Source organism: Pseudomonas khorasanensis, from assembly GCF_014268505.2.
Taxonomy (GTDB): Bacteria; Pseudomonadota; Gammaproteobacteria; order Pseudomonadales; family Pseudomonadaceae; genus Aquipseudomonas; species Aquipseudomonas khorasanensis.
The window spans coordinates 1-17,667 of the sequence record NZ_JABWQP020000011.1 but is presented as its reverse complement, the minus strand read 5'-3'; the positions used below and the strand labels follow the sequence as shown (position 1 = coordinate 17,667).

The window sequence follows — 17,667 nt, the reverse complement described above, 5'->3', positions numbered from 1 at the left end:
AGAAAGACAACCGGGACCCCATGGCCCCGGCTGTTGACCAGACTTATTGATAGTCGACGGTAAACGCTGCCTTGGCGTTGGCCGGACCCGCCGTCGCCGCACCCGTAGCGATGTAGTTGGCGGTGAAACGCAGCGGCTGGCTCAAGTCCAAATAAGGCGAGGATTCCAGGCCGACCTGTACGTCCTTGCCGGTGGCGTCCTTGATTTGCACGGCAACGTTAGTGGCGACACCGGCTTCCGGCAGCAGGCCTATCCACTGACCGCTGGAGCCGGCATTGCCGCTCAGCGAGAGGAACTTGACCACGGCTTTCTTGCCGGTGACGTTGCAACCCGGCGCAGTGGTATCAATGGTCAGGGCGAAAGCACCACCACCGGCAATCTGTCCGGAAGACGCCAAGGAGGTCGCTGGCACGCTGCCCAGAGTGACATCGCCGGCACCAGCCGATCCATTCAGATCGGAAACCACAACCGGGCAAGTGTTGTCGGTCACGCTGCCGACGAAGTTGATTTCACCGTCAGCAGCATTTGCAGCTTGCGAAGCGCCGACCAGGACAAGCGCCAGAGATAAACCTTTGAGGGTCAGATTTTTCATGATCACATCCAGAATGATGATGGAATGTCCGTCAGCCGCATTTGGCTTTCGGGCAAATGGACGACGCGCTATCGACTGCTAATCAGTGAGTCACGACGCGTTTCGTCTAGGGCTCATTATCGAGACGGGGCAGCACTCTCTCTGTAGGCAACTTCCTTGTGCGTGTAGGACGTTTCCTACCAGTAACGTCACTGCGAAGAACTCCGCCAACAAAAACGCCATCGGTTCCAACCGCCTGTAACAGCGGTTTGAACACGATGGCGTAGTGACCGGCAATCGATGCCGGCTCTGCTCAAATCAGCGATAGGTGACCGTGAAACTGGCGTAACCGTTAGCGGTACCGGGTTGAGGTGTCGGGCCGCCGCCGGTCTGGATATAGCGTGCCCGCAAAGGTATCGAGGTGATGCCGTTGGCCACGCGATTGAGGCGCACCGGCAGGCCAAGGTTCATCGGCGTGCCGTTATCGCGCAGGATCTGGATCGCTACGCCCTGGGCGGTGGAATCGCTCGACAGGCTCAGTACGCCATTGGCGGCGTCAATGATGGTGGAAGTCTTGTGGCCGTCAATCTGAATGTTGGCGAAATTACCGTTGAAGTAGCCGTTGGTATTGGAGGGATAATTATTGCCGGCGATGCAGGAGTTCAGCGTGATCTCAAAGGGTTGGGCCTGAGTGGTGGAGTTCTTGCCGTTGAAAACGCGTTTTTCCCAATGGCCCATTGGCACGTCGATCTGATTGCCAGGCGCTGCTGGCATCGAACAACCGGCGACGGTCACTGTAGCTGTGAAGGTCAGATCCCAAATATGCCCCCGGTCGGATGAGCCCGTGGCTACCAGTTGGTTGATGCTATGGGCGCCGGGTGGTATCTCGCCGGTCTTGATTAGCGCGTAACGCACCATCGCCGACGGCATGCCACTCGTAGCGGTGGGAATATTAAGGCTGAGCGTGAATGGGATGAACCGACTGGGGTTCCCCACCGGCATTTGCCATTGAGTGGCAAACCCGGTCATGTACATCGCCAAGCCAACCCCCGGCACACTGGTCTGCAATATCGAATTGGCCGGAACACTGATGGTGTCGACGGGAATGTTGTTGACCACCGGACCAACCAGCGCAGTGCTGTAGGTGGCTCGCAAGCCACAGACCAAGCGGTCGCCAAACGGCAGCTCGCGGATGCCGCCTGTGGTGTTCAGGGTACTGCCGACGGGGACGTCACGGGGGGCGAATACCGCTCCGCCGTTAAGTGTCAGTTGCTTGGGCGTCCAGTCACTGCCGTTCCAGGTGCAGGCCGCCATCGTTGGCGCGGCGGCCAGCGCCAACATGGAAATGCCGAGACTAGCCAGCAGTCGTGATCCGAATTTCATGGTCGAGGCCCTCTTGGTTAGGATCGTCTGCATCCCGAACGTTGAGATTTGAATCGGCCAACGGCCGGCAGAGGGCGAATTATCAATAACCGGATCAAGCGAACCTGTAGCTCGCGTCCCTTCAACTTGTAGGAATTTTCCTGCCAACCATCAGCTCAATCGGCAGCTTGCGGATACTGATAGGCGCTCACGTGCTCCATCCAGTCCACCACCTTGCCCTCCAGCACCTCGGCAATGGCGATATGAGTCATCGCCGTCGTGGGCGCGGCACCGTGCCAATGCTTGGCTCCGGGTGCAATCCATACCGTGTCGCCCGGACGGATCTGACGGACCGGGTGGCCCCACTCCTGCACGAATCCGGATCCAGAGGTGACGATGAGGGTCTGCCCCAATGGATGCGTGTGCCACGCGGTACGTGCGCCCGGCTCGAACGTCACGGTGGCCCCGCTGACCCGCGCCTCATCGGTGCCCTTGAACGGCGCATCCACCCGGACGGTCCCGGTAAACCAGTCGGCCGGGCCCCTGGCCGAAGGCTGCGAGCCGTTTGGGGTGACGGTGACGCGGGGATTTTCAGTGGCCTGCACCTCGCCCGCGAGCAGCGAGAGGGTCAGCGCGCAAGACGCAATCGGATTCATGGGTTTTCCTCCAGGTCAATAATGCAACCACTCTAACCACCCGCACTCTTCGGATAATCGACTAAAATCCGAAAAAACTTATGCAGGACACTCATCAATGCTTCGGGAAAACGCCACCGACCTGCTCGCCTTTCTCGCCGTTGCTCGTGAGCGCAGCTTCACCAAGGCAGCGGCGAAACTCGGCGTGTCGCAATCGGCGCTCCGCCACACCATCCGCAGCCTTGAAGCCCGCCTGGGCTTGCGCCTGCTGACGCGCACCACGCGCAGTGTTTCGCCGACCGAGGCCGGCGAACATTTGCTGCGAACCATCGGCCCGCGTTTCGAGGAAATCGAAGTGGAACTGGCCGCACTGAGCAACCTGCGCGAAACTCCGGCCGGAAAGATCCGTATCAGCGCCACGGACCACTCGCTGAACTGGATCCTGCGGCCGGTGCTACAAGCATTTCTGCCCCAGTACCCGGACGTCGCCGTAGAAGTCTGCTGCGATTACGGCTTCGTCGACATTGCCGGCCAGGGTTTCGACGCTGGTGTGCGTCTGGGCGAGGATGTCGCCCAAGGCATGATCGCCACACGCATCGGCCCGGACATGCGCATGGCCGTGGTCGGCTCACCCGCCTATTTCGCTCGTCGCGCGCAGCCAAAAACCCCCCGTGACCTCACCGAACACGCGTGCAACAACCTGCGCTTGCCAACGAATGGCGGCCTGTATTCGTGGGAATTCGAAAAGGACGGTGAAAGCCTGAAGGTCCGCGTGTCGGGACAGATCACGCTGAATGGCGTTTACCCGTTACTCGACGCCGCGCTGGACGGTTTCGGCCTGAGCTATATCCCGGAAAACGTCGTCGCCCCGTTTCTGGCGGACGGCCGCTTGATTCACGTTTTAGCGGACTGGTGCCCGGCGTTTTCCGGCTATCACTTGTACTACCCGAGCCGGCGCCAGGCAGCACCGGCGTTTGCGTTGTTGCTGGAAGCGTTGCGTTATCGCGACTGACTGCATTCAGCCCGCCAATGCGATCAACTGATGCCGCTGCGCATCGGTCAGCATCGGCCCGAACCCGGCCATGGCGTTGTCGGCCATGTAGCGCGGGTTGCCGGTGCCCGGAATCACGCAGGTGACGGCCGGATGAGCGAGTAGAAACTTCAGCGCCAGTTGCGGCCAACTGTTGACCTGCACATCCGACACCCACGCTGGCAGGGGCTTGCCCTTGAGCCGGGCAAGCAAGTCGCCGCCGCCGAATGGCCGGTTACAGATCACCGCCACACCGCGTTCGCGGCACAACGGCAGAATGCGTTTTTCCACGCCACGGTCATCGAGGGCGTAGTTGATTTGCAGAAAGTCCAATTGTTCGGCCTTCAGCACGGCCTCGACTTCGTCATAGGCCGACGACGTGTAATGGGTGATGCCGATATAGCGAATCCGGCCCTGCTCTTTCCATTCGCGCAGCGTGGGCAAATGGGTTTGCCAGTCGAGCAGGTTGTGAATCTGCATCAGGTCGATGCGTTTGGTTTGCAGCAGGCTGAATGACTGCTCCATCTGCGCGATGCCCTCCTCCCTCCCCCGCGTCCACACTTTGGTGGCGAGAAAGGCCGGCGAGCGCGGTTGATGGATCGACAGCAGTTCACCGGTGGTCTGTTCCGCGCGGCCGTACATGGGTGAGCTGTCGATCACCGTGCCCCCCTTCTTGAACAGCGCTTCGAGCACCGCTGGCAATTGCCGGTAGGCCGGATCGCCCGGCGCGACGTCGAAACCGCGGTACGTGCCCAACCCGACCATGGGCAGTGACTCGGAGCTGGAGGGGATGGCGCGGGTCTGCATGGTCTGGTCTCCTGCCGTTTCGGGCGATGTGACAGTCGGCGTGGTAGCTGTGGCAAACGCGCGATCAACCGTGAAGACCGCCGACATTCCGGCAGCCAGCGTCAGCAACCGGCGACGTGAGTAACCCTCAGTGTGGCGCATGCGGTTCCTCCTGCTGCGCGGATCTGTTGCATGTTGTGTGCTGAGGCTGCCCGATGCAGCCGCTGAACTACACTGCGACAGCAAACCTCTTACCTCGTTAAAAGTAGCCGAATGTCCCGAACCTTGATGTCACTCGTCGTTTTACTCGTTGTCGTGTACCTCGCGCTGTGTGCGGCGCTGTTCGTGTTTCAGCGCTCGCTGATCTACTTCCCCCAGCCTTCTGCCCTGGTTTCAGCGGATTCGCGATTGAAGCTGTCGATGCCGGACGCCGAGGTCTGGGTGACCGTTCGTGAACGCGCAGGCTCCCGGGCGTTAATCTATTTCGGTGGCAATGCGGAGGACGTTTCGCGCAATTTGCCGGACTTCGCCGAAGCGTTTCCCGACTATGCGCTGTATTTTCTGCATTACCGAGGCTTTGGCGGCAGCACTGGCTCGCCGTCGGAAGCCGCGATCGCCGAGGACGCGCTGGCGCTGTTCGATCAGGTCTACGCCAGCCATCCGCAGGTTTCCGTGGTCGGGCGTAGTCTCGGTTCGGGCGTGGCGGTACGCCTGGCCAGTCAGCGGCCGGTGCAGAACCTGGTACTGGTGACACCGTTCAACAGCCTTGAGGAAATCGCCGAAAAGCAATATCCGTGGGTGCCGGTGAAGTGGCTGCTCAAGGATCGTTTCGAGTCCGGCAAGTACGCGGCGCATATTCGCGTGCCAACGTTGCTTTTGGCGGCGAGTGATGACGACGTGATTGGACGCAGCAGTACGCAGCGGTTGTTCGACAGTTTCCCCCGAGGCGTTGCGACGCTGAAGACAGTCCCGGATTCGGGGCATAACTCGATTTCCGAGCGTGGCGAATATTTACAGTGGATGAGGGATGTGTTGAATCGCTAGGCGTCGTATGCCTGTGCTATTGCGTCGACCGCACCTGCCTCATCGCTGGCAAGCCAGCTCCCACAATGAGTCGGGGGCACAGGCGAATGGGCGAACGACCTTGATCCCGGTGGGAGCTGGCTTGCCAGCGATGGCGTCGGTCCAAACACCACCCTTCAAGCACGTGAAAAATCCCCCCGCCCCCTCTGAACCAAGTCTGCAAACCCCAGTCCTATTCGCGCCGCCACACACGGCTCACCCACTTTAGCGCTGTCCCCTTCCAGAGCTGTTCGCCCCATGCGCCACGCCGTTCGTTCGTATCGCTTCGTTTCGCTGTGCCTGCTGATCCTTTGCCCCTCGCTCGCTCAATCCGCCAACGCCGGTGCGGAGCGCCAACTGGTGGCTGCCATCAACGATTACCGCGCCCATCCGCAGCGCTGTGACCGACGGCCCGGGCAACGTCTGGCGCCGTTGACGCTGAAATCGAATCTGGCCTTGCCGATCGGCTACCGCTACGGCGGGGGCATGCGCGAGGCCCTGAGGTCATCAGGCTATTCAGCGATCACGGTGCGCAGCATCCGCATCATCGGCGCCGAAGATGCCAACGAAGCCTTCGACCAGTTGCAGAACGACTATTGCGCGGCTTTGCTGGATGCGAACTATGCCGACATCGGCGTCAGCCGTTCACGTAATCAATGGCAGGTGGTGCTGGCGCAACCGGTCCTCGACAGTCGCGTCGGCGACAACCGCAGCGTTGGCAAGGCATTGCTCGCCGAGGTCAATGCAGCCCGCGCCCGGCCACGGATGTGCGGCCGTCAACGCTTCGCCGCAGCGCGACCGTTGAGCTGGAATGCCGCCCTTGGCGCAGCGGCTCAGGGCCACAGCAAAGCCATGGCCTTCGGCAACTACTTCGCCCACCGCGATCCTGATGGCGACATGCCGGCCGACCGCGCCCACGCGGCCGGATATCGCGGCCGGCAAGTTGGGGAAAACATCGCCGCTGGCCAGAGTTCACCGGGCAAAGCCATGGCCAGCTGGCTGGCGAGCCCGGGGCACTGCGCCAACCTGATGAACCCGATGTTCACCCAGGTCGGTGCCGGATTCGCCAGTGAAGCACGCAGCGACGACGGTGTTTACTGGACAATGCTGTTCGGCGCGCCTTGAGTCACGGCTGACTCCGGGCATTTTCATCGCCAGGGGTGGCCGGGCGAGGCATGACGTGCTGGTGTCCGGTCGGGTCCTTGAGCTGCACGGCGTTGCCTTTCTGCCAGGCATCGGCGCCCGGCGCGACAGGCGCCGGCTTGATCGCGGCCCGCGCCTTTTTCTTCTCGGCGCTGTCGACGCCAAGGCGCTGATCGCGCTGGCGGACCATTTCTGCATCCGCCTGACCGTCAGCGGTGAAGCCCATCATCAACTGCGGCACGCCGAGCGGCAGTTGCTTGTCCTGATCGGTGTGCCAGGTGTGCCAGGTTTTGCCGTAGGTATTGGCCAGTTTTTCCATCAGACGGGTTTCCGCCACCTGCGGTATGCCGGGCGCGATTAATTGGCCGGAAGTGACTTCGTGCGCGTGGCTGTGCCACAAGGCCTTTTCTTTGGCAGGCAGTTGAGTGAACAGGCGCTGGCTGATGATGTACTCCACGCCCATCAACTTCGCTTGCGCGGTGTTACCGTCGTAGATCACGCATTGGAACACTTCTTCATTGAGCGCCGAGCAGTAGTGGTGCGCCTCCATCTGTGCGCCAGGATGACCGTTATAAAAATGGAAGCCATCCAGGTACATGTTCAACGCGCGGATCGGCGGCTTGTCCTGCAACCATTGCGCGCCGACTTCGAGCATCTCCGTATCGGAGGCCTTGGCCTGGCCGGGTGTCTGCACCGGTGAATCGGTGTTGCTCATCGCGCAACCGGTCAATGCCGCGACCATCAGGCCAACGGAAACCCAACGTCCCTGCGAGGTCGTGATAGGCATGTTTCGCTCCTTATCATTCAGTGGCGGGCGCATGCTGGCCCTGTTCTGCAACTGAAAGCAGGAGAACGACAGAGTTCGAAAAAGCTTCGATGAATCAGACTGGAGAAATCGTCGCGAGCACGCCGATCAAAATGGTCAACACCAGAAAACCGCCGAGAAAAATCGCCATCTTGTACATCGTGCTCTCCTCAATGCCGAGTATGCGGTGCACCAGACGCTTCGGAATGAAGCAAGGTCATGAGTGTTCGCACTGCCGGGGCATTCTGAGCCTGCGGCTGTACTGAATACAGAGGCAGATGAAACAGAAAAATACGGATCAGATGCGCATCTGATCCGTTTCGGTCATAGGCAGGTATTCAACGCGAGATTCGAGGATTCATATTCAGTCGGGTTGAACTAGAGTCAGTGCCTTCAAACAACAACAAAAACAGGACTGACCATGCCCGATCTGGCCTTGCAACCCAACGCCGCCGCATCCCTAAAGCGCTGGCACGAGATGATTCGCAGCGGCAATCTCAAAGCTTTGCCCGAACTGCTCCATCCCCAGGCCGTGTTCCGCTCGCCGATGGCCCACACGCCCTACCCCGGCGCGCCGGTGGTGGCGATGATCCTCAACACGGTGTTCGAAGTCTTTGAAGATTTCGCCTATCACCGTGAGTTGGCGACGGCGGATGGCCTGAACGTGATCCTGGAATTCAGCGCGAAGGTCGGTGCGAAGGAACTAAAAGGCATCGACATGATTCGTTTCGATAACAGCGGCAAGATCGTCGAGTTTGAAGTGATGGTGCGGCCGCTGAGCGGGTTGCAGGCATTGGGCGAGGAAATGGGCCGGCGCTTGGGAGCGTATCTGGCGTCTGCAAAAGCCTGAATCAGCTCCTACCAACACCAGGCCACAAAAAAACCCACTGACCGTCGCCGGTTCAGTGGGTTTTGTGTGTCAGGGTTCTAGTTACAGAGCCATGTCACGAGCAGCGCTTTCCTTCGGTGCCACGGCTTTTTCAGCCGCAGGTGCCGCTGGAGCCGCGACCTGACCGATCGCTGGAGGCGTCGGCAGTTCGAGGATCTTCGCGGTGTAAGCCCACTCTGCAGCCACTTTGGCCGGATCGCTGTTCAGCTGGGTGCCATAGCTTGGCACGATCTGATGCAGCTTGGTTTGCCACTCTGGGGAGGCGACTTTGTCTTTGAAGACTTTCTGCAACACGCTCAGCATGATCGGTGCAGCAGTCGACGCGCCCGGCGATGCGCCCAGCAGGCCGGCAATCGAGCCGTCTTGCGAAGCAACGATCTCGGTGCCCAGTTTCAGCACGCCGCCAGCGGCTTCATCACGCTTGATGATTTGCACGCGCTGGCCGGCTTGCCACAGGCGCCAGTCTTCGGCTTTTGCGTTGGGGAAGTATTCCTTCAGCGCGTTCAGACGGTCTTCATCCGACAACATCAGTTGACCGGCAAGGTACTCGACCAGCGGGTATTCCTTGATGCCGACCTTGGTCATTGGCCAGATGTTGTGGGTGGTGGTGCTGGTCAGCAGGTCGAAATACGAACCTTCCTTCAGGAACTTGGTGCTGAAGGTCGCGAACGGGCCAAACAGGATGACGCGCTTGCCGTCCAGAACACGGGTGTCCAGGTGCGGAACCGACATCGGAGGCGCGCCAACCGACGCTTTACCGTACGCCTTGGCCAGGTGCTGCTCGGCAATGGTCGGGTTCTCGGTCACGAGGAACGAGCCGCCCACCGGGAAGCCTGCGTATTCCTTGGCTTCAGGAATGCCCGACTTCTGCAGCAGGTGCAGAGCACCACCGCCGGCACCGATGAACACGAACTTGGCGTCGGTTTCGGTTTTGCTGCCGTCTTTCAGGTTTTTGTAGCTGACACGCCAGGTACCGTCGGCGTTCTTGGTGATATCCTCGACTTCGCTCGACAATTTCAGGTCGAAGTTAGGCTTGGATTGCAGGTGAGCGGCGAACTGGCGGGTGATCTCGCCGAAGTTCATGTCCGTGCCCAACGGGCTCCAGGTGGCCGCGATTTTCTGGTTCGGGTCACGCCCTTCCATCATCAGCGGAACCCACTTCTTGATCACAGCCGGGTCTTCGGAGTACTGCATGCCGGCGAACAGCGGGCTCGCCTGCAGGGCTTCGTAGCGCTTTTTCAGGAACTTGATGTTGTCATCGCCCCACACGAAGCTCATGTGCGGTGTGGTGTTGATGAACGAGCGAGGGTTCTTCAGAACGCCCTGCTGAACCTGCCAGGCCCAGAACTGACGGGACACCTGGAACGCTTCGTTGATCTCGACGGCTTTCGGGATCGTTACGTTGCCTTTGTCGTCTTCCGGGGTGTAGTTCAGCTCGGCGAGGGCCGAGTGACCGGTACCGGCGTTGTTCCAGCCGTTGGAGCTTTCCAGGGCGACGCCGTCGAGGCGCTCGACCATTTCCATCGACCAGGTGGGTTCCAGCTCATTGATCCACACACCCAGGGTGGTGCTCATGATGCCGCCGCCGATCAGCAGGACGTCGACTTTCTTCGCTTCGTCCGCCTGAACGGACGTCAGCCCCATCGACAAAGCCAGCCCTAGCAAGGCCGTGTTCACTTTCTTAAACATCTGTTGCACCTATGATAAAACGCCTTCCGCCCGTCGTTGTTATCAGTCTGCGTTGCGCTGTGTTGACGCTCAGGCTGGCGTCGCGCAATCCGGCACACTTCAATTTTGACGGGTGGGCACACAAGGCCGATATGTAGCATCGACCTCAGTTAATGTCCCTTCTGAACTGACTTCTTATCGTTATTGGCTTCAGCTGCTTGAGCGACAGGGATCCCGTCGGCCCGCCTGAAAGGCAGGCCAACCGAATTAGGTCAAACCAAATTGGCGCGGAGAATATCACGTCAGGACGAACCCGCGCGTCTGTTCCCGACTCGAAAGTCTTTTTCCGCTCAGGGACTTATCGGCCATCGAGCGGCGAACATGACACCCGCGAGGCTTGCGGCTGCAAACTTTTAGCGTGCGGGTCGTCGCAACTCGTTCAATCAAGGCTGCGAGGACGTTGCTCACCACGAAAATAACCTGCTACGTTGTACGATGACTGACGAATAGTGCTTCAGTCATTCCGACCCAATAACAACAAGGAAAAACCATGAGCAAATCACGCCTCCTGATCGGCTTGTTCTGCGCATTCAGCGCCTGTGCAATGGCCGCCCCTGCTCCTGCGGAAAAAGAAGTCGCCCAAGCGGTCGATCATCTGACCCAGGCGATGCTGCACAAAGACATCGCTGGACTGAATGCCCTGACCGCACCCAACCTGACCTATGGCCATTCCAGCGGCAAGATTCAGGACAAGAAGGAATTCATCGCCGACATCGAAACCGGCAGAAGCGCCTTCAAGACCCTGGAGATGCAAAAACAGACCATCACGATGTCTGGCGATACCGCGCTGGTGCGCCATCACTTTTCCGCGCAAGCGCTGAAAGGGACCGAGGTCATACCGACCGAGATCGAGAACTTCCAGATCTGGCAGAAGCAAGGCGGGAAATGGTTGTTGGTCGGGCGGCAGGCGTTCAGGTTTTGATTGAAGGTAAGTTGGCCTGATTCAATGTTGTCTGAGCGGGCCTCTTCGCGAGCAGGCTCACTCCCACGGGGTTGGTTCGTTGTGGGAGCGAGCCTGATCGCGAAAGCGCCGGTTCAGCCCCTAAAAATCCCTCTGCCCCCTCTGAGGATCACAACCGAAACCGATCCACCGACCGTGCCAACTGCCCCGCCAGGCTCGATAACTCATCCGTGGTGGTCGCTGTCTGCCCGATCACCCGGCTATTGCCTTCCGACATCCCCGCAATCATCTCCACCTGATGGGCGATTTCGTTACTCGCCTGGCTCTGTTCACCAATCGTGCGGGTGATGTCGTTGACCAGTTGCGTGGTGCTGAGCGTGGCGTCGAGGATTTCGCGAATCGCTCGTTCAACTTCGGCTGTGACCGCCATGCCCTTGTCGACCTGAGCCACACCCGCTTCCATGCTGCTGACCGCCTCGCGCGTGCTGTTTTGAATGCGCGCGACCATCGCTGCAATTTCCTGGGTCGAGGCACTCGTGCGTGCCGCCAGGCTGCGCACTTCATCAGCGACCACGGCGAAGCCCCGCCCCTGTTCGCCCGCCCGCGCCGCCTCGATCGCGGCGTTGAGCGCCAGCAGGTTGGTCTGGTCGGCGATGCTCTTGATCACCTGAATGATGTTGAAGATCGCTTCGGATTCCTGATCGAGCGTACGGATCACCTGCGCCGACTGTTGTGCCGAACGCGAGATATCGTCCATGTCGCTGACCACCTGATGAATCACACCGCCGCCCTCCTTGGCCAGGGTTTCGGCCTGGTTGGCCATGCTCAGAGCGCGTTCGGCGTGGCGGGTGATGTCTTCGATGCTGGCAGTCATCTGGCTGGCCGCGGCCGCCATGGTTCCGGCGGCGACGCTTTGTTGCTGGCTGCTGTCGGCCACCTGATGGCAGCCCCGGCTGAGTTGCTCGCTCATGCCGCTGACGCCATGGGCGTTGCGCCGCACCACGTCGATCATGTCTCGCAGATCCCGCTGCATCGTCGCCAGCGTGCGAATCAGGACACTGGCCTCGTCCTTGCCGGTGGGTTCGACAATCGGCTCGCTGAGGTTGCCATGGGCAATGCTTTCGGCGATGCGGCTGGCGGATTTCAGCGGCCCGAGGATGCTCAGCATCACCCAGCGACCCTGAATCAGCAGCAGCAACAAACTGGCGATCAGCACGATGCCGAGCGCCAGATTGGCGTGGCGAATGGCCGCTTCGGTGCCTTCGCTAGTGTGACGGGTGTTGGTTTCGATCAATTCGCTGAGCGCCGCCATTTGCTCTTCAAGTTGGCTGAACGCGGTATTGAACCCACTAAGTTGTTGCTGGGCAGCGTCCGGATTTTCCAGCGCCACAGCAACAATCTGCTCGCCCGTCTTGATGTAAGTGTCGAGGCTCGGCTTGATCTGCTCCAGCGCACTGCGCAGGGTCGGATTGATTGGCAGTTTCAGGTTGGCTTCGAGCACGTCATGGAAATGCGCGGCGTGCTCGGCCAGCGCATCGCGCACCTCGGCCGCCGTGCCAGTGCTTTTGCCCAAACCGACCAGCATCGCCGAATAAACATCGGCGCGCAGGGCATCGTGCATCATGTCGGCTTCCATGTGGTTGCGCAGCGCGCTCATGCTCGCCGTGTTGTCGCCGACCGCAGTGGCCATTCGCAGGTTACCGACGTAACTGACCAGACTCACGATCAGCGCCGTCAGCAGGCTGGTCGCAATCAGCAACACCAAACGCAGTTTGATCGACACCGTGGAATCTCCCGTGGGCACGCTGGATTGCGCTTGTCGGATTTCAGTTAAGCCTATTTCCATAGACCTGCCGACACAGAGCGTATCGGCTGATGTCAGCACCGACTTGAATCCGGCAAAACTTTTGTTTTGCGCGGCGAGTCACACATTGCGATGCCGATGGACAACGTTTTCATCGCCGGTTAACGCCGGCCGGGTATGAGTCCGTCACCCCGACAATTACGCAGCTCAAGGAAATGTCTATGAAACGCGCAATGTGGCTTGGTCTGTTCAGTACTCTCGCTATTGGCACCGCACAGGCAGCAACGGAGAACGTGGCGATCAATCTGGTCAGCGCCGACGGTGCCCCGCAGGCGATCGGCTCGATCACCGTCAGCGAGACACCTTACGGATTGCTGTTTACCCCCGAACTGAAATCCCTGCCGGCCGGCATTCACGGTTTCCATGTGCATGAAAACGGCAGCTGCGAAGCCGGCACGAAGGATGGCGTCAAAGGTGCGGCATTGGCCGCGGGTGGGCATTTTGATCCGGCGAAAACCGGCAAGCATCTCGGTCCTTACGCCGAGGGCCATCTAGGTGACCTGCCAGCGGTGTATGTCACCGCTGACGGTGTCGCCAGCTATCCGGTGCTTGCACCACGCCTGAAGAAAATATCCGAGATCAAGGGCCATGCATTGATGATTCACGCGGGAGGTGACAACCATTCCGACATGCCGAAACCACTGGGCGGTGGCGGCGATCGCGTGGCATGCGGGGTGATCTGATCCGTTCAAAGCGGCGCTCGATGCGGCACAAGGGTTTTCACCGCTCACGGAACTCCGGCGCGCCGAGCACCTCTGACGTTATGCAGTCTCTTCCCTTTTTGCTTCGCGCTTGTGGAGGAACACGTCATGCGCAAGTTAGTTCTGGTGTCTTCTTTACTGCTCTGCCTGCCGGTCGGTTCGGCGCTGGCCCGCGTCGATGCGGGTGATGTCGCCACTTCGGCAGGTGTCTCCGCGTCGCTGTACTCAACTTTCAAAGACGACAAAATGGTGATTCCGGCCCGTGACGACGTGTCTGCCTTTGTCGCCAGCGGCGGCACCATTCGTGGGGTTTATCTTGAGTCGGTACTGCAGCAGGTGCGTCAGGCCAACCCTGGCTTGAACGCCAGCGACGAAGACCTGGCCAATGCCATTCTGGTGCAATACGAAGGCGTGCATCAGTAGTCACGAGGGAAGCAGCGGCCGATGGGCGGCCGCTGAGTGCGCATAGGCAAATATGTCCGACGGCCTCTATCATGGAGGCCATGACGACGACCCTGCCCTTGCGCTCACCCTGCCCACCCGGCGCCTGCATCTGCGGGCGCGACCCGTTGCTGGACACGCCTGGCGCGGATTTGCGCATCCTTCGACTGACTCGAGCCGAGGAGAAAATTCTTCTGGCGCGTCTGGAAAAACTCAAAGACCTTGACGATCTCAAACGCCTGCAACAGCGCATGTACGAGCAGCTAGGCATCCGCGTGGACGTCGCCCCCGGTTTCAACGAAGTGCGCACCATGCGCGGCATCGCCATTCAAATCGATGACTTGCCGGGACTGTGCCGCAAGACCCGCGCGGCGATACCGGCGGCGATTCGCAAAGGCCTGGAAAACCACCCGCAAATCGCCTTCGAACTGCTCAACGCCCACGACTTGCTGCGTGACACCTGATCACTTTTTCATGCCGACCCGTTTGCGCATTTCAGCCGTGATCGTCTGGCGCGTTTTTTTCAGGTCCGCCCAAGGCTCGTCACCCACTTCGGTCAAACGTTCGTGAACGTTGAAGATGTTCCAATGATTGCCGCCCTTGAGCTCGGCGACCTCCTCGCGATAGACCGGTACCGACACCGGCATGCCTTCACGAGCCCGCGCCGCGTAGGTGCAAATGGTGGTGGCGCCGAGACCGTTGCGCAGGTAATCGATAAAGATTCGGCCGACACGGTTCTTCGGCCCGGACACCGCTGAAATCCGATCGGGCAGCAGTTTGGCCATGTGACTGACGATGGCGTGACTGAAATCCTTTACTTCGTCCCAGCCATGCTTGCGCGTCAACGGCACCACCAGGTGAATGCCCTTGCCGCCGCTGGTTTTCAGGAAAGCCTTGAGCCCCAGTTCATCGAGCACGGTAAGCGTCAGCGCGGTGGCTTCGACCATGCTTTTCCAGGGCAACGCCGGGTCCGGGTCAAGGTCGAGGACGAAGCGATCAGGCTTGTCCAGATCGACGGTCGTGGCGTTCCAGGTGTGCAACTCGACGGTGCTCATTTGCACCGCGCCGATCAGCGCTTCGGCGTTGTTGATCAGCATCACCGGTTGGCCGGTGATGTCTTTGTCCAGTGCGGTGATGCCCGGGATCGCCAGACGTTCGGCGTTCTTCTGAAAGAACAGCTCGCCGGCGATGCCATCCGGCGCGCGCACCAGCGCCACCGGGCGATCCTTGAGTTGCGGCAAAATATATTCGGCGACGCTGGCGTAATACTGCGCCAGTTGCATCTTTGTCGTGCCGCTGACCGCGTCGATCACACGGTCGGGGTGAGTAATCCGCACTTTGCCACCCGCCAGCCCCGCTTGCGAAGGCGCGCTTTCGGCTTTGCTGGCAGCGACCTTTTTTGCCGGTTTCTTCGCAGCGGTTTTGGGTTTCTCAGTCTTTTCTGTCTTGGCGGTTTTCTCTGTCTTGGCGGCTTTCACAGGCTTCGCTCGCTCCTCTGTAATGTCCTTGGCCGGTTTGTCATCGCGCAAACCATGGAACACGGCGTGACGCACGGAACCGTCCTTGGTCATTTCCGCGAACGCCACTTCCGCCAGCAATTTCGGCTTCAGCCAGTGCACCCCTTTTGCATCAAACCCACTCGGCGGATTGACCACCGCCGCGCTCTTGGCAAGCAGCGGCTTGAGTTGGGCAAGGATGCTTTTCAGCGTGGTCTCGTTGAATCCGGTGCCGACCTTGCCGGCATAGCGCAACTCGCCGCTGTCTCGGTCGTGCAGGCCGAGCAACAAGGCGCCGAAAGCACTGCGTGCGCCCTTGGGGTCGGTGTAGCCAACGATGACGAATTCCTGGCGATGCTTGCATTTGAGCTTGATCCAGTCACTGCTGCGCCGGGACACATAGGGCGAGCCGAGACGCTTGCCGATCAAGCCTTCCATCCGCATTTGGCAGGCGCTGTTGAGCAAAGCATCCGGGGTTTCTTCGAAGGCCTCGGAGAAGCGCAGGATCGGATCGGGATGCACGCCGAGAATGGTGCTCAATGCCGCGCGGCGTTCTTCGACCGGCACGTCGCGCAAATCGACGCCGTTGAGGTACGGCACGTCGAACAGGTAATAAACGATGTTGCCACTGCGCCCGGCATCGAAGGCATTTTGCAGGGCTTGAAAGTCGGGTACGCCTTGCTCGTCGGCCACCACCATCTCACCGTCCAGCCACGCTGACTCAAGACCCAGCGCTGCCAGCGCCTTGGCCTGTTGCGGGAGTTTGTGCGTCCAGTCATGGCCGTTGCGGGTGAAGAGCTGAACCTGTTCATGATCGATCCGCGCCATGATCCGGTAGCCATCAAACTTGATCTCGTAGCTCCACTGCCCTTCGGGCGCGCTATCGACCAGCGTGGCGAGTTCGGGCTTGATCAGTGCCGGCAGCTTGGCTTTGCGCGCACCAGTGAGCTGACCGGAAGCCTGTTTGCGTGGTTTGGCCGGGGTTTTCTTGACCGGTTTGGCCTGTTCGGCGGCAGCAGGATTGGTTTTGCCGATAATCGTGCGCTCGCTGAGCACGCTGTCGGGCTCGGCGACCAGCACGTCGAAATCATCCTGCGGCCGTGCGGCGTTGTCCTGGTGCTTGATCAGAAACCACTGCTCCTTCTTGCCCGGCATGTGCGTGCGCACCAGGTTCCAGACACCGCCGAGCTTCTCGCCCTGCAGCTCGAATTTGAGCCGCCCCTTGGCATACGCCTTGTGCGGATCTTCCAAGGGAATCCACACGCCGCGATCCCAGACGATCACATCACCGGCGCCGTAGTGCCCCTCGGGAATGCTGCCCTCGAACGTCGCGTAATCGAGCGGATGATCCTCGACATGAATGGCCAGGCGCTTGACCTTCGGGTCGAGCGAAGGCCCTTTCGGCACCGCCCAGCTCTTGAGGGCGCCATCGAGTTCCAGGCGAAAGTCGTAATGCAGGTGCGAAGCGTCGTGCTTCTGGATGCAGAACTGCAACGCATGATCCCTGGCGGATTTACGGCCCGGGCGCGTGACCGCAGCCGGTTCCGAAGTCGCCGAAAAATCGCGCATGCGGTTGTAGTCGTCGAGGTTCCTGTTCATGGGCGCACCGATTGCAGACGGGTTCTGTTAAGCAGAAGAGCGACACGGCGGCAGAAAAATTCAATCAACGTAAAAAAGCCCCGGACGGATGGAGCGCCCGGGGCTTGTTAAGACATATCCGGTCATTGCATCGGCTGGCAAAACATGGCGCAGCCGCTAAGGTTTTTTTCAGGATATTGAATGGGGGCAAAGGAATGCCTGCTGCTGCGAACGTGTGCCGTCTGCGTAAGGGTCGATATTCTGAAAAGGGAAGAATTTACTTACTGACCGCTGTGGTTAACCGGCGAGAGCGGGTTTTCAACAATTGGCATGATGGGAGATTGGTCGTCAACGAGTTGAGACGGTGCAGCGAAGCCGGGTTAGTCGCGTCTCTGGCTTATGTCGTAATGCCAGATCACCTGCATTGGCTCGTTGAACTTCAAGAGGGCTCCCTTGCAGATTTGATGTGTCGCGTTAAATCACGAAGTTGCCAGGCATACAACCAGAAACATGGCCGCCAAGGGCAGTTATGGCAACGAGGCTATTACGATCGCGCTTTGAGGCGAGATGAAGACCTTAAAGACGCTGCGCTCTATGTCGTCAAGAATCCTGTGCGAGCCGGTTTGGTCGAGCGAACGGGCGATTACCCTTTGTGGGATGCCACCTGGCTTTGAA

At 59.8% G+C, this 17,667-nt stretch carries 17 protein-coding genes and 1 pseudogene; 9 read left to right on the top strand and 9 right to left on the bottom strand.

What is annotated here, in order from left to right:
* Nucleotides 1–43 precede the first annotated feature (43 nt).
* From HU727_RS19980 to HU727_RS19970, 3 genes are all read right to left on the bottom strand, one after another.
* A complete protein-coding gene (locus tag HU727_RS19980) occupies nt 44–592 on the bottom strand; it encodes a fimbrial protein (RefSeq protein ID WP_186533403.1) in 549 nt (182 codons plus the stop codon).
* A 297-nt stretch (nt 593–889) separates the two neighbouring features.
* Entirely contained in the window at nt 890–1,954 is a 1,065-nt protein-coding gene (locus tag HU727_RS19975) for a fimbrial protein (RefSeq protein ID WP_186533404.1), read from the bottom strand.
* A 155-nt stretch (nt 1,955–2,109) separates the two neighbouring features.
* On the bottom strand, nt 2,110–2,589 hold the full coding sequence (locus tag HU727_RS19970) for a (R)-mandelonitrile lyase (RefSeq protein WP_186533405.1): 480 nt from the start codon (nt 2,587–2,589) through the stop codon (nt 2,110–2,112).
* A 97-nt stretch (nt 2,590–2,686) separates the two neighbouring features.
* On the opposite strand from HU727_RS19970, the gene HU727_RS19965 reads away from it, so the two are divergent.
* The gene (locus tag HU727_RS19965) at nt 2,687–3,580 is read left to right on the top strand and encodes a LysR family transcriptional regulator (RefSeq protein ID WP_186533406.1); all 894 of its coding nucleotides are present in this window, start codon (nt 2,687–2,689) and stop codon (nt 3,578–3,580) included.
* Nucleotides 3,581–3,586: 6 nt separating this feature from the next.
* Here HU727_RS19965 and HU727_RS19960 read toward each other — a convergent pair whose 3' ends face one another.
* Nucleotides 3,587–4,546 (bottom strand): aldo/keto reductase, encoded by a 960-nt coding sequence (locus tag HU727_RS19960; protein WP_186533407.1) that lies wholly within the window; start codon nt 4,544–4,546, stop codon nt 3,587–3,589.
* Nucleotides 4,547–4,657: 111 nt separating this feature from the next.
* On the opposite strand from HU727_RS19960, the gene HU727_RS19955 reads away from it, so the two are divergent.
* Nucleotides 4,658–5,428, top strand: a complete 771-nt coding sequence (locus HU727_RS19955) for an alpha/beta hydrolase (RefSeq protein WP_186533408.1) — start codon at nt 4,658–4,660, stop codon at nt 5,426–5,428.
* Nucleotides 5,429–5,704: 276 nt separating this feature from the next.
* Nucleotides 5,705–6,571 carry a CAP domain-containing protein gene (locus HU727_RS19950; protein WP_186533409.1) on the top strand — a complete coding sequence of 289 codons (867 nt, stop codon included), beginning with the start codon at nt 5,705–5,707 and terminating at the stop codon, nt 6,569–6,571.
* A gap of 1 nt (nt 6,572) precedes the next feature.
* Here HU727_RS19950 and HU727_RS19945 read toward each other — a convergent pair whose 3' ends face one another.
* The gene (locus HU727_RS19945) at nt 6,573–7,376 is read right to left on the bottom strand and encodes an OBAP family protein (RefSeq protein WP_186533410.1); all 804 of its coding nucleotides are present in this window, start codon (nt 7,374–7,376) and stop codon (nt 6,573–6,575) included.
* 439 nt (nt 7,377–7,815) lie between these two features.
* On the opposite strand from HU727_RS19945, the gene HU727_RS19940 reads away from it, so the two are divergent.
* Nucleotides 7,816–8,244, top strand: a complete 429-nt coding sequence (locus tag HU727_RS19940; RefSeq protein WP_186533411.1) for a nuclear transport factor 2 family protein — start codon at nt 7,816–7,818, stop codon at nt 8,242–8,244.
* An 81-nt stretch (nt 8,245–8,325) separates the two neighbouring features.
* On the opposite strand, the gene mqo is transcribed toward HU727_RS19940, so the two are convergent.
* Nucleotides 8,326–9,972, bottom strand: coding sequence for a malate dehydrogenase (quinone) (gene mqo, locus HU727_RS19935; RefSeq protein ID WP_186533412.1), 1,647 nt, complete (start codon nt 9,970–9,972; stop codon nt 8,326–8,328).
* A gap of 529 nt (nt 9,973–10,501) precedes the next feature.
* Here mqo and HU727_RS19930 point away from each other — a divergent pair.
* Nucleotides 10,502–10,933: a nuclear transport factor 2 family protein gene (locus HU727_RS19930; RefSeq protein WP_186533413.1), complete on the top strand. Its 432-nt coding sequence runs from the start codon at nt 10,502–10,504 to the stop codon at nt 10,931–10,933.
* A 148-nt stretch (nt 10,934–11,081) separates the two neighbouring features.
* Here the strand turns inward: HU727_RS19930 and HU727_RS26170 are convergent, their stop codons facing one another.
* Nucleotides 11,082–11,807, bottom strand: coding sequence for a methyl-accepting chemotaxis protein (locus tag HU727_RS26170; RefSeq protein WP_437180429.1), 726 nt, complete (start codon nt 11,805–11,807; stop codon nt 11,082–11,084).
* 129 nt (nt 11,808–11,936) lie between these two features.
* Nucleotides 11,937–12,758 (bottom strand): annotated as a pseudogene (locus tag HU727_RS26165) (MCP four helix bundle domain-containing protein); the annotation flags it as partial.
* Between the two features lie 179 nt (nt 12,759–12,937).
* Between HU727_RS26165 and sodC the strand changes: the two are divergent.
* From sodC to HU727_RS19910, 3 genes are all read left to right on the top strand, one after another.
* Nucleotides 12,938–13,459 (top strand): superoxide dismutase family protein, encoded by a 522-nt coding sequence (gene sodC / locus HU727_RS19920; protein WP_186533415.1) that lies wholly within the window; start codon nt 12,938–12,940, stop codon nt 13,457–13,459.
* 126 nt (nt 13,460–13,585) lie between these two features.
* Complete coding sequence (locus tag HU727_RS19915) at nt 13,586–13,900, top strand: DUF2388 domain-containing protein (RefSeq protein WP_186533416.1); 315 nt, start codon at nt 13,586–13,588, stop codon at nt 13,898–13,900.
* Nucleotides 13,901–13,980: 80 nt separating this feature from the next.
* Nucleotides 13,981–14,382 carry a hypothetical protein gene (locus tag HU727_RS19910; RefSeq protein ID WP_186533417.1) on the top strand — a complete coding sequence of 134 codons (402 nt, stop codon included), beginning with the start codon at nt 13,981–13,983 and terminating at the stop codon, nt 14,380–14,382.
* Here the strand turns inward: HU727_RS19910 and ligD are convergent, their stop codons facing one another.
* Nucleotides 14,383–17,013 (bottom strand): DNA ligase D, encoded by a 2,631-nt coding sequence (gene ligD / locus HU727_RS19905; protein ID WP_186533418.1) that lies wholly within the window; start codon nt 17,011–17,013, stop codon nt 14,383–14,385. It abuts the gene before it with no gap.
* A 194-nt stretch (nt 17,014–17,207) separates the two neighbouring features.
* Between ligD and HU727_RS19900 the strand changes: the two genes are divergently transcribed.
* Nucleotides 17,208–17,666, top strand: a complete 459-nt coding sequence (locus tag HU727_RS19900; RefSeq protein WP_186533426.1) for an REP-associated tyrosine transposase — start codon at nt 17,208–17,210, stop codon at nt 17,664–17,666.
* Nucleotide 17,667 lies beyond the last annotated feature (1 nt).

Bases quoted from the DNA above. Each gene is read 5' to 3' on its own strand.
- HU727_RS19930 (WP_186533413.1), top strand. From the start codon at position 10,502: ATGAGCAAATCACGCCTCCTGATCGGCTTGTTCTGCGCATTCAGCGCC.
- HU727_RS19975 (WP_186533404.1), bottom strand. From the start codon at position 1,954: ATGAAATTCGGATCACGACTGCTGGCTAGTCTCGGCATTTCCATGTTG.
- HU727_RS19915 (WP_186533416.1), top strand. From the start codon at position 13,586: ATGCGCAAGTTAGTTCTGGTGTCTTCTTTACTGCTCTGCCTGCCGGTC.
- ligD (WP_186533418.1), bottom strand. From the start codon at position 17,013: ATGAACAGGAACCTCGACGACTACAACCGCATGCGCGATTTTTCGGCG.
- HU727_RS19910 (WP_186533417.1), top strand. From the start codon at position 13,981: ATGACGACGACCCTGCCCTTGCGCTCACCCTGCCCACCCGGCGCCTGC.
- HU727_RS19955 (WP_186533408.1), top strand. From the start codon at position 4,658: ATGTCCCGAACCTTGATGTCACTCGTCGTTTTACTCGTTGTCGTGTAC.
- HU727_RS19945 (WP_186533410.1), bottom strand. From the start codon at position 7,376: ATGCCTATCACGACCTCGCAGGGACGTTGGGTTTCCGTTGGCCTGATG.
- HU727_RS19980 (WP_186533403.1), bottom strand. From the start codon at position 592: ATGAAAAATCTGACCCTCAAAGGTTTATCTCTGGCGCTTGTCCTGGTC.
- mqo (WP_186533412.1), bottom strand. From the start codon at position 9,972: ATGTTTAAGAAAGTGAACACGGCCTTGCTAGGGCTGGCTTTGTCGATG.
- HU727_RS19970 (WP_186533405.1), bottom strand. From the start codon at position 2,589: ATGAATCCGATTGCGTCTTGCGCGCTGACCCTCTCGCTGCTCGCGGGC.
- sodC (WP_186533415.1), top strand. From the start codon at position 12,938: ATGAAACGCGCAATGTGGCTTGGTCTGTTCAGTACTCTCGCTATTGGC.
- HU727_RS19960 (WP_186533407.1), bottom strand. From the start codon at position 4,546: ATGCGCCACACTGAGGGTTACTCACGTCGCCGGTTGCTGACGCTGGCT.
- HU727_RS19900 (WP_186533426.1), top strand. From the start codon at position 17,208: ATGCCTGCTGCTGCGAACGTGTGCCGTCTGCGTAAGGGTCGATATTCT.
- HU727_RS19940 (WP_186533411.1), top strand. From the start codon at position 7,816: ATGCCCGATCTGGCCTTGCAACCCAACGCCGCCGCATCCCTAAAGCGC.
- HU727_RS19965 (WP_186533406.1), top strand. From the start codon at position 2,687: ATGCTTCGGGAAAACGCCACCGACCTGCTCGCCTTTCTCGCCGTTGCT.
- HU727_RS19950 (WP_186533409.1), top strand. From the start codon at position 5,705: ATGCGCCACGCCGTTCGTTCGTATCGCTTCGTTTCGCTGTGCCTGCTG.
- HU727_RS26170 (WP_437180429.1), bottom strand. From the start codon at position 11,807: ATGGCGGCCGCGGCCAGCCAGATGACTGCCAGCATCGAAGACATCACC.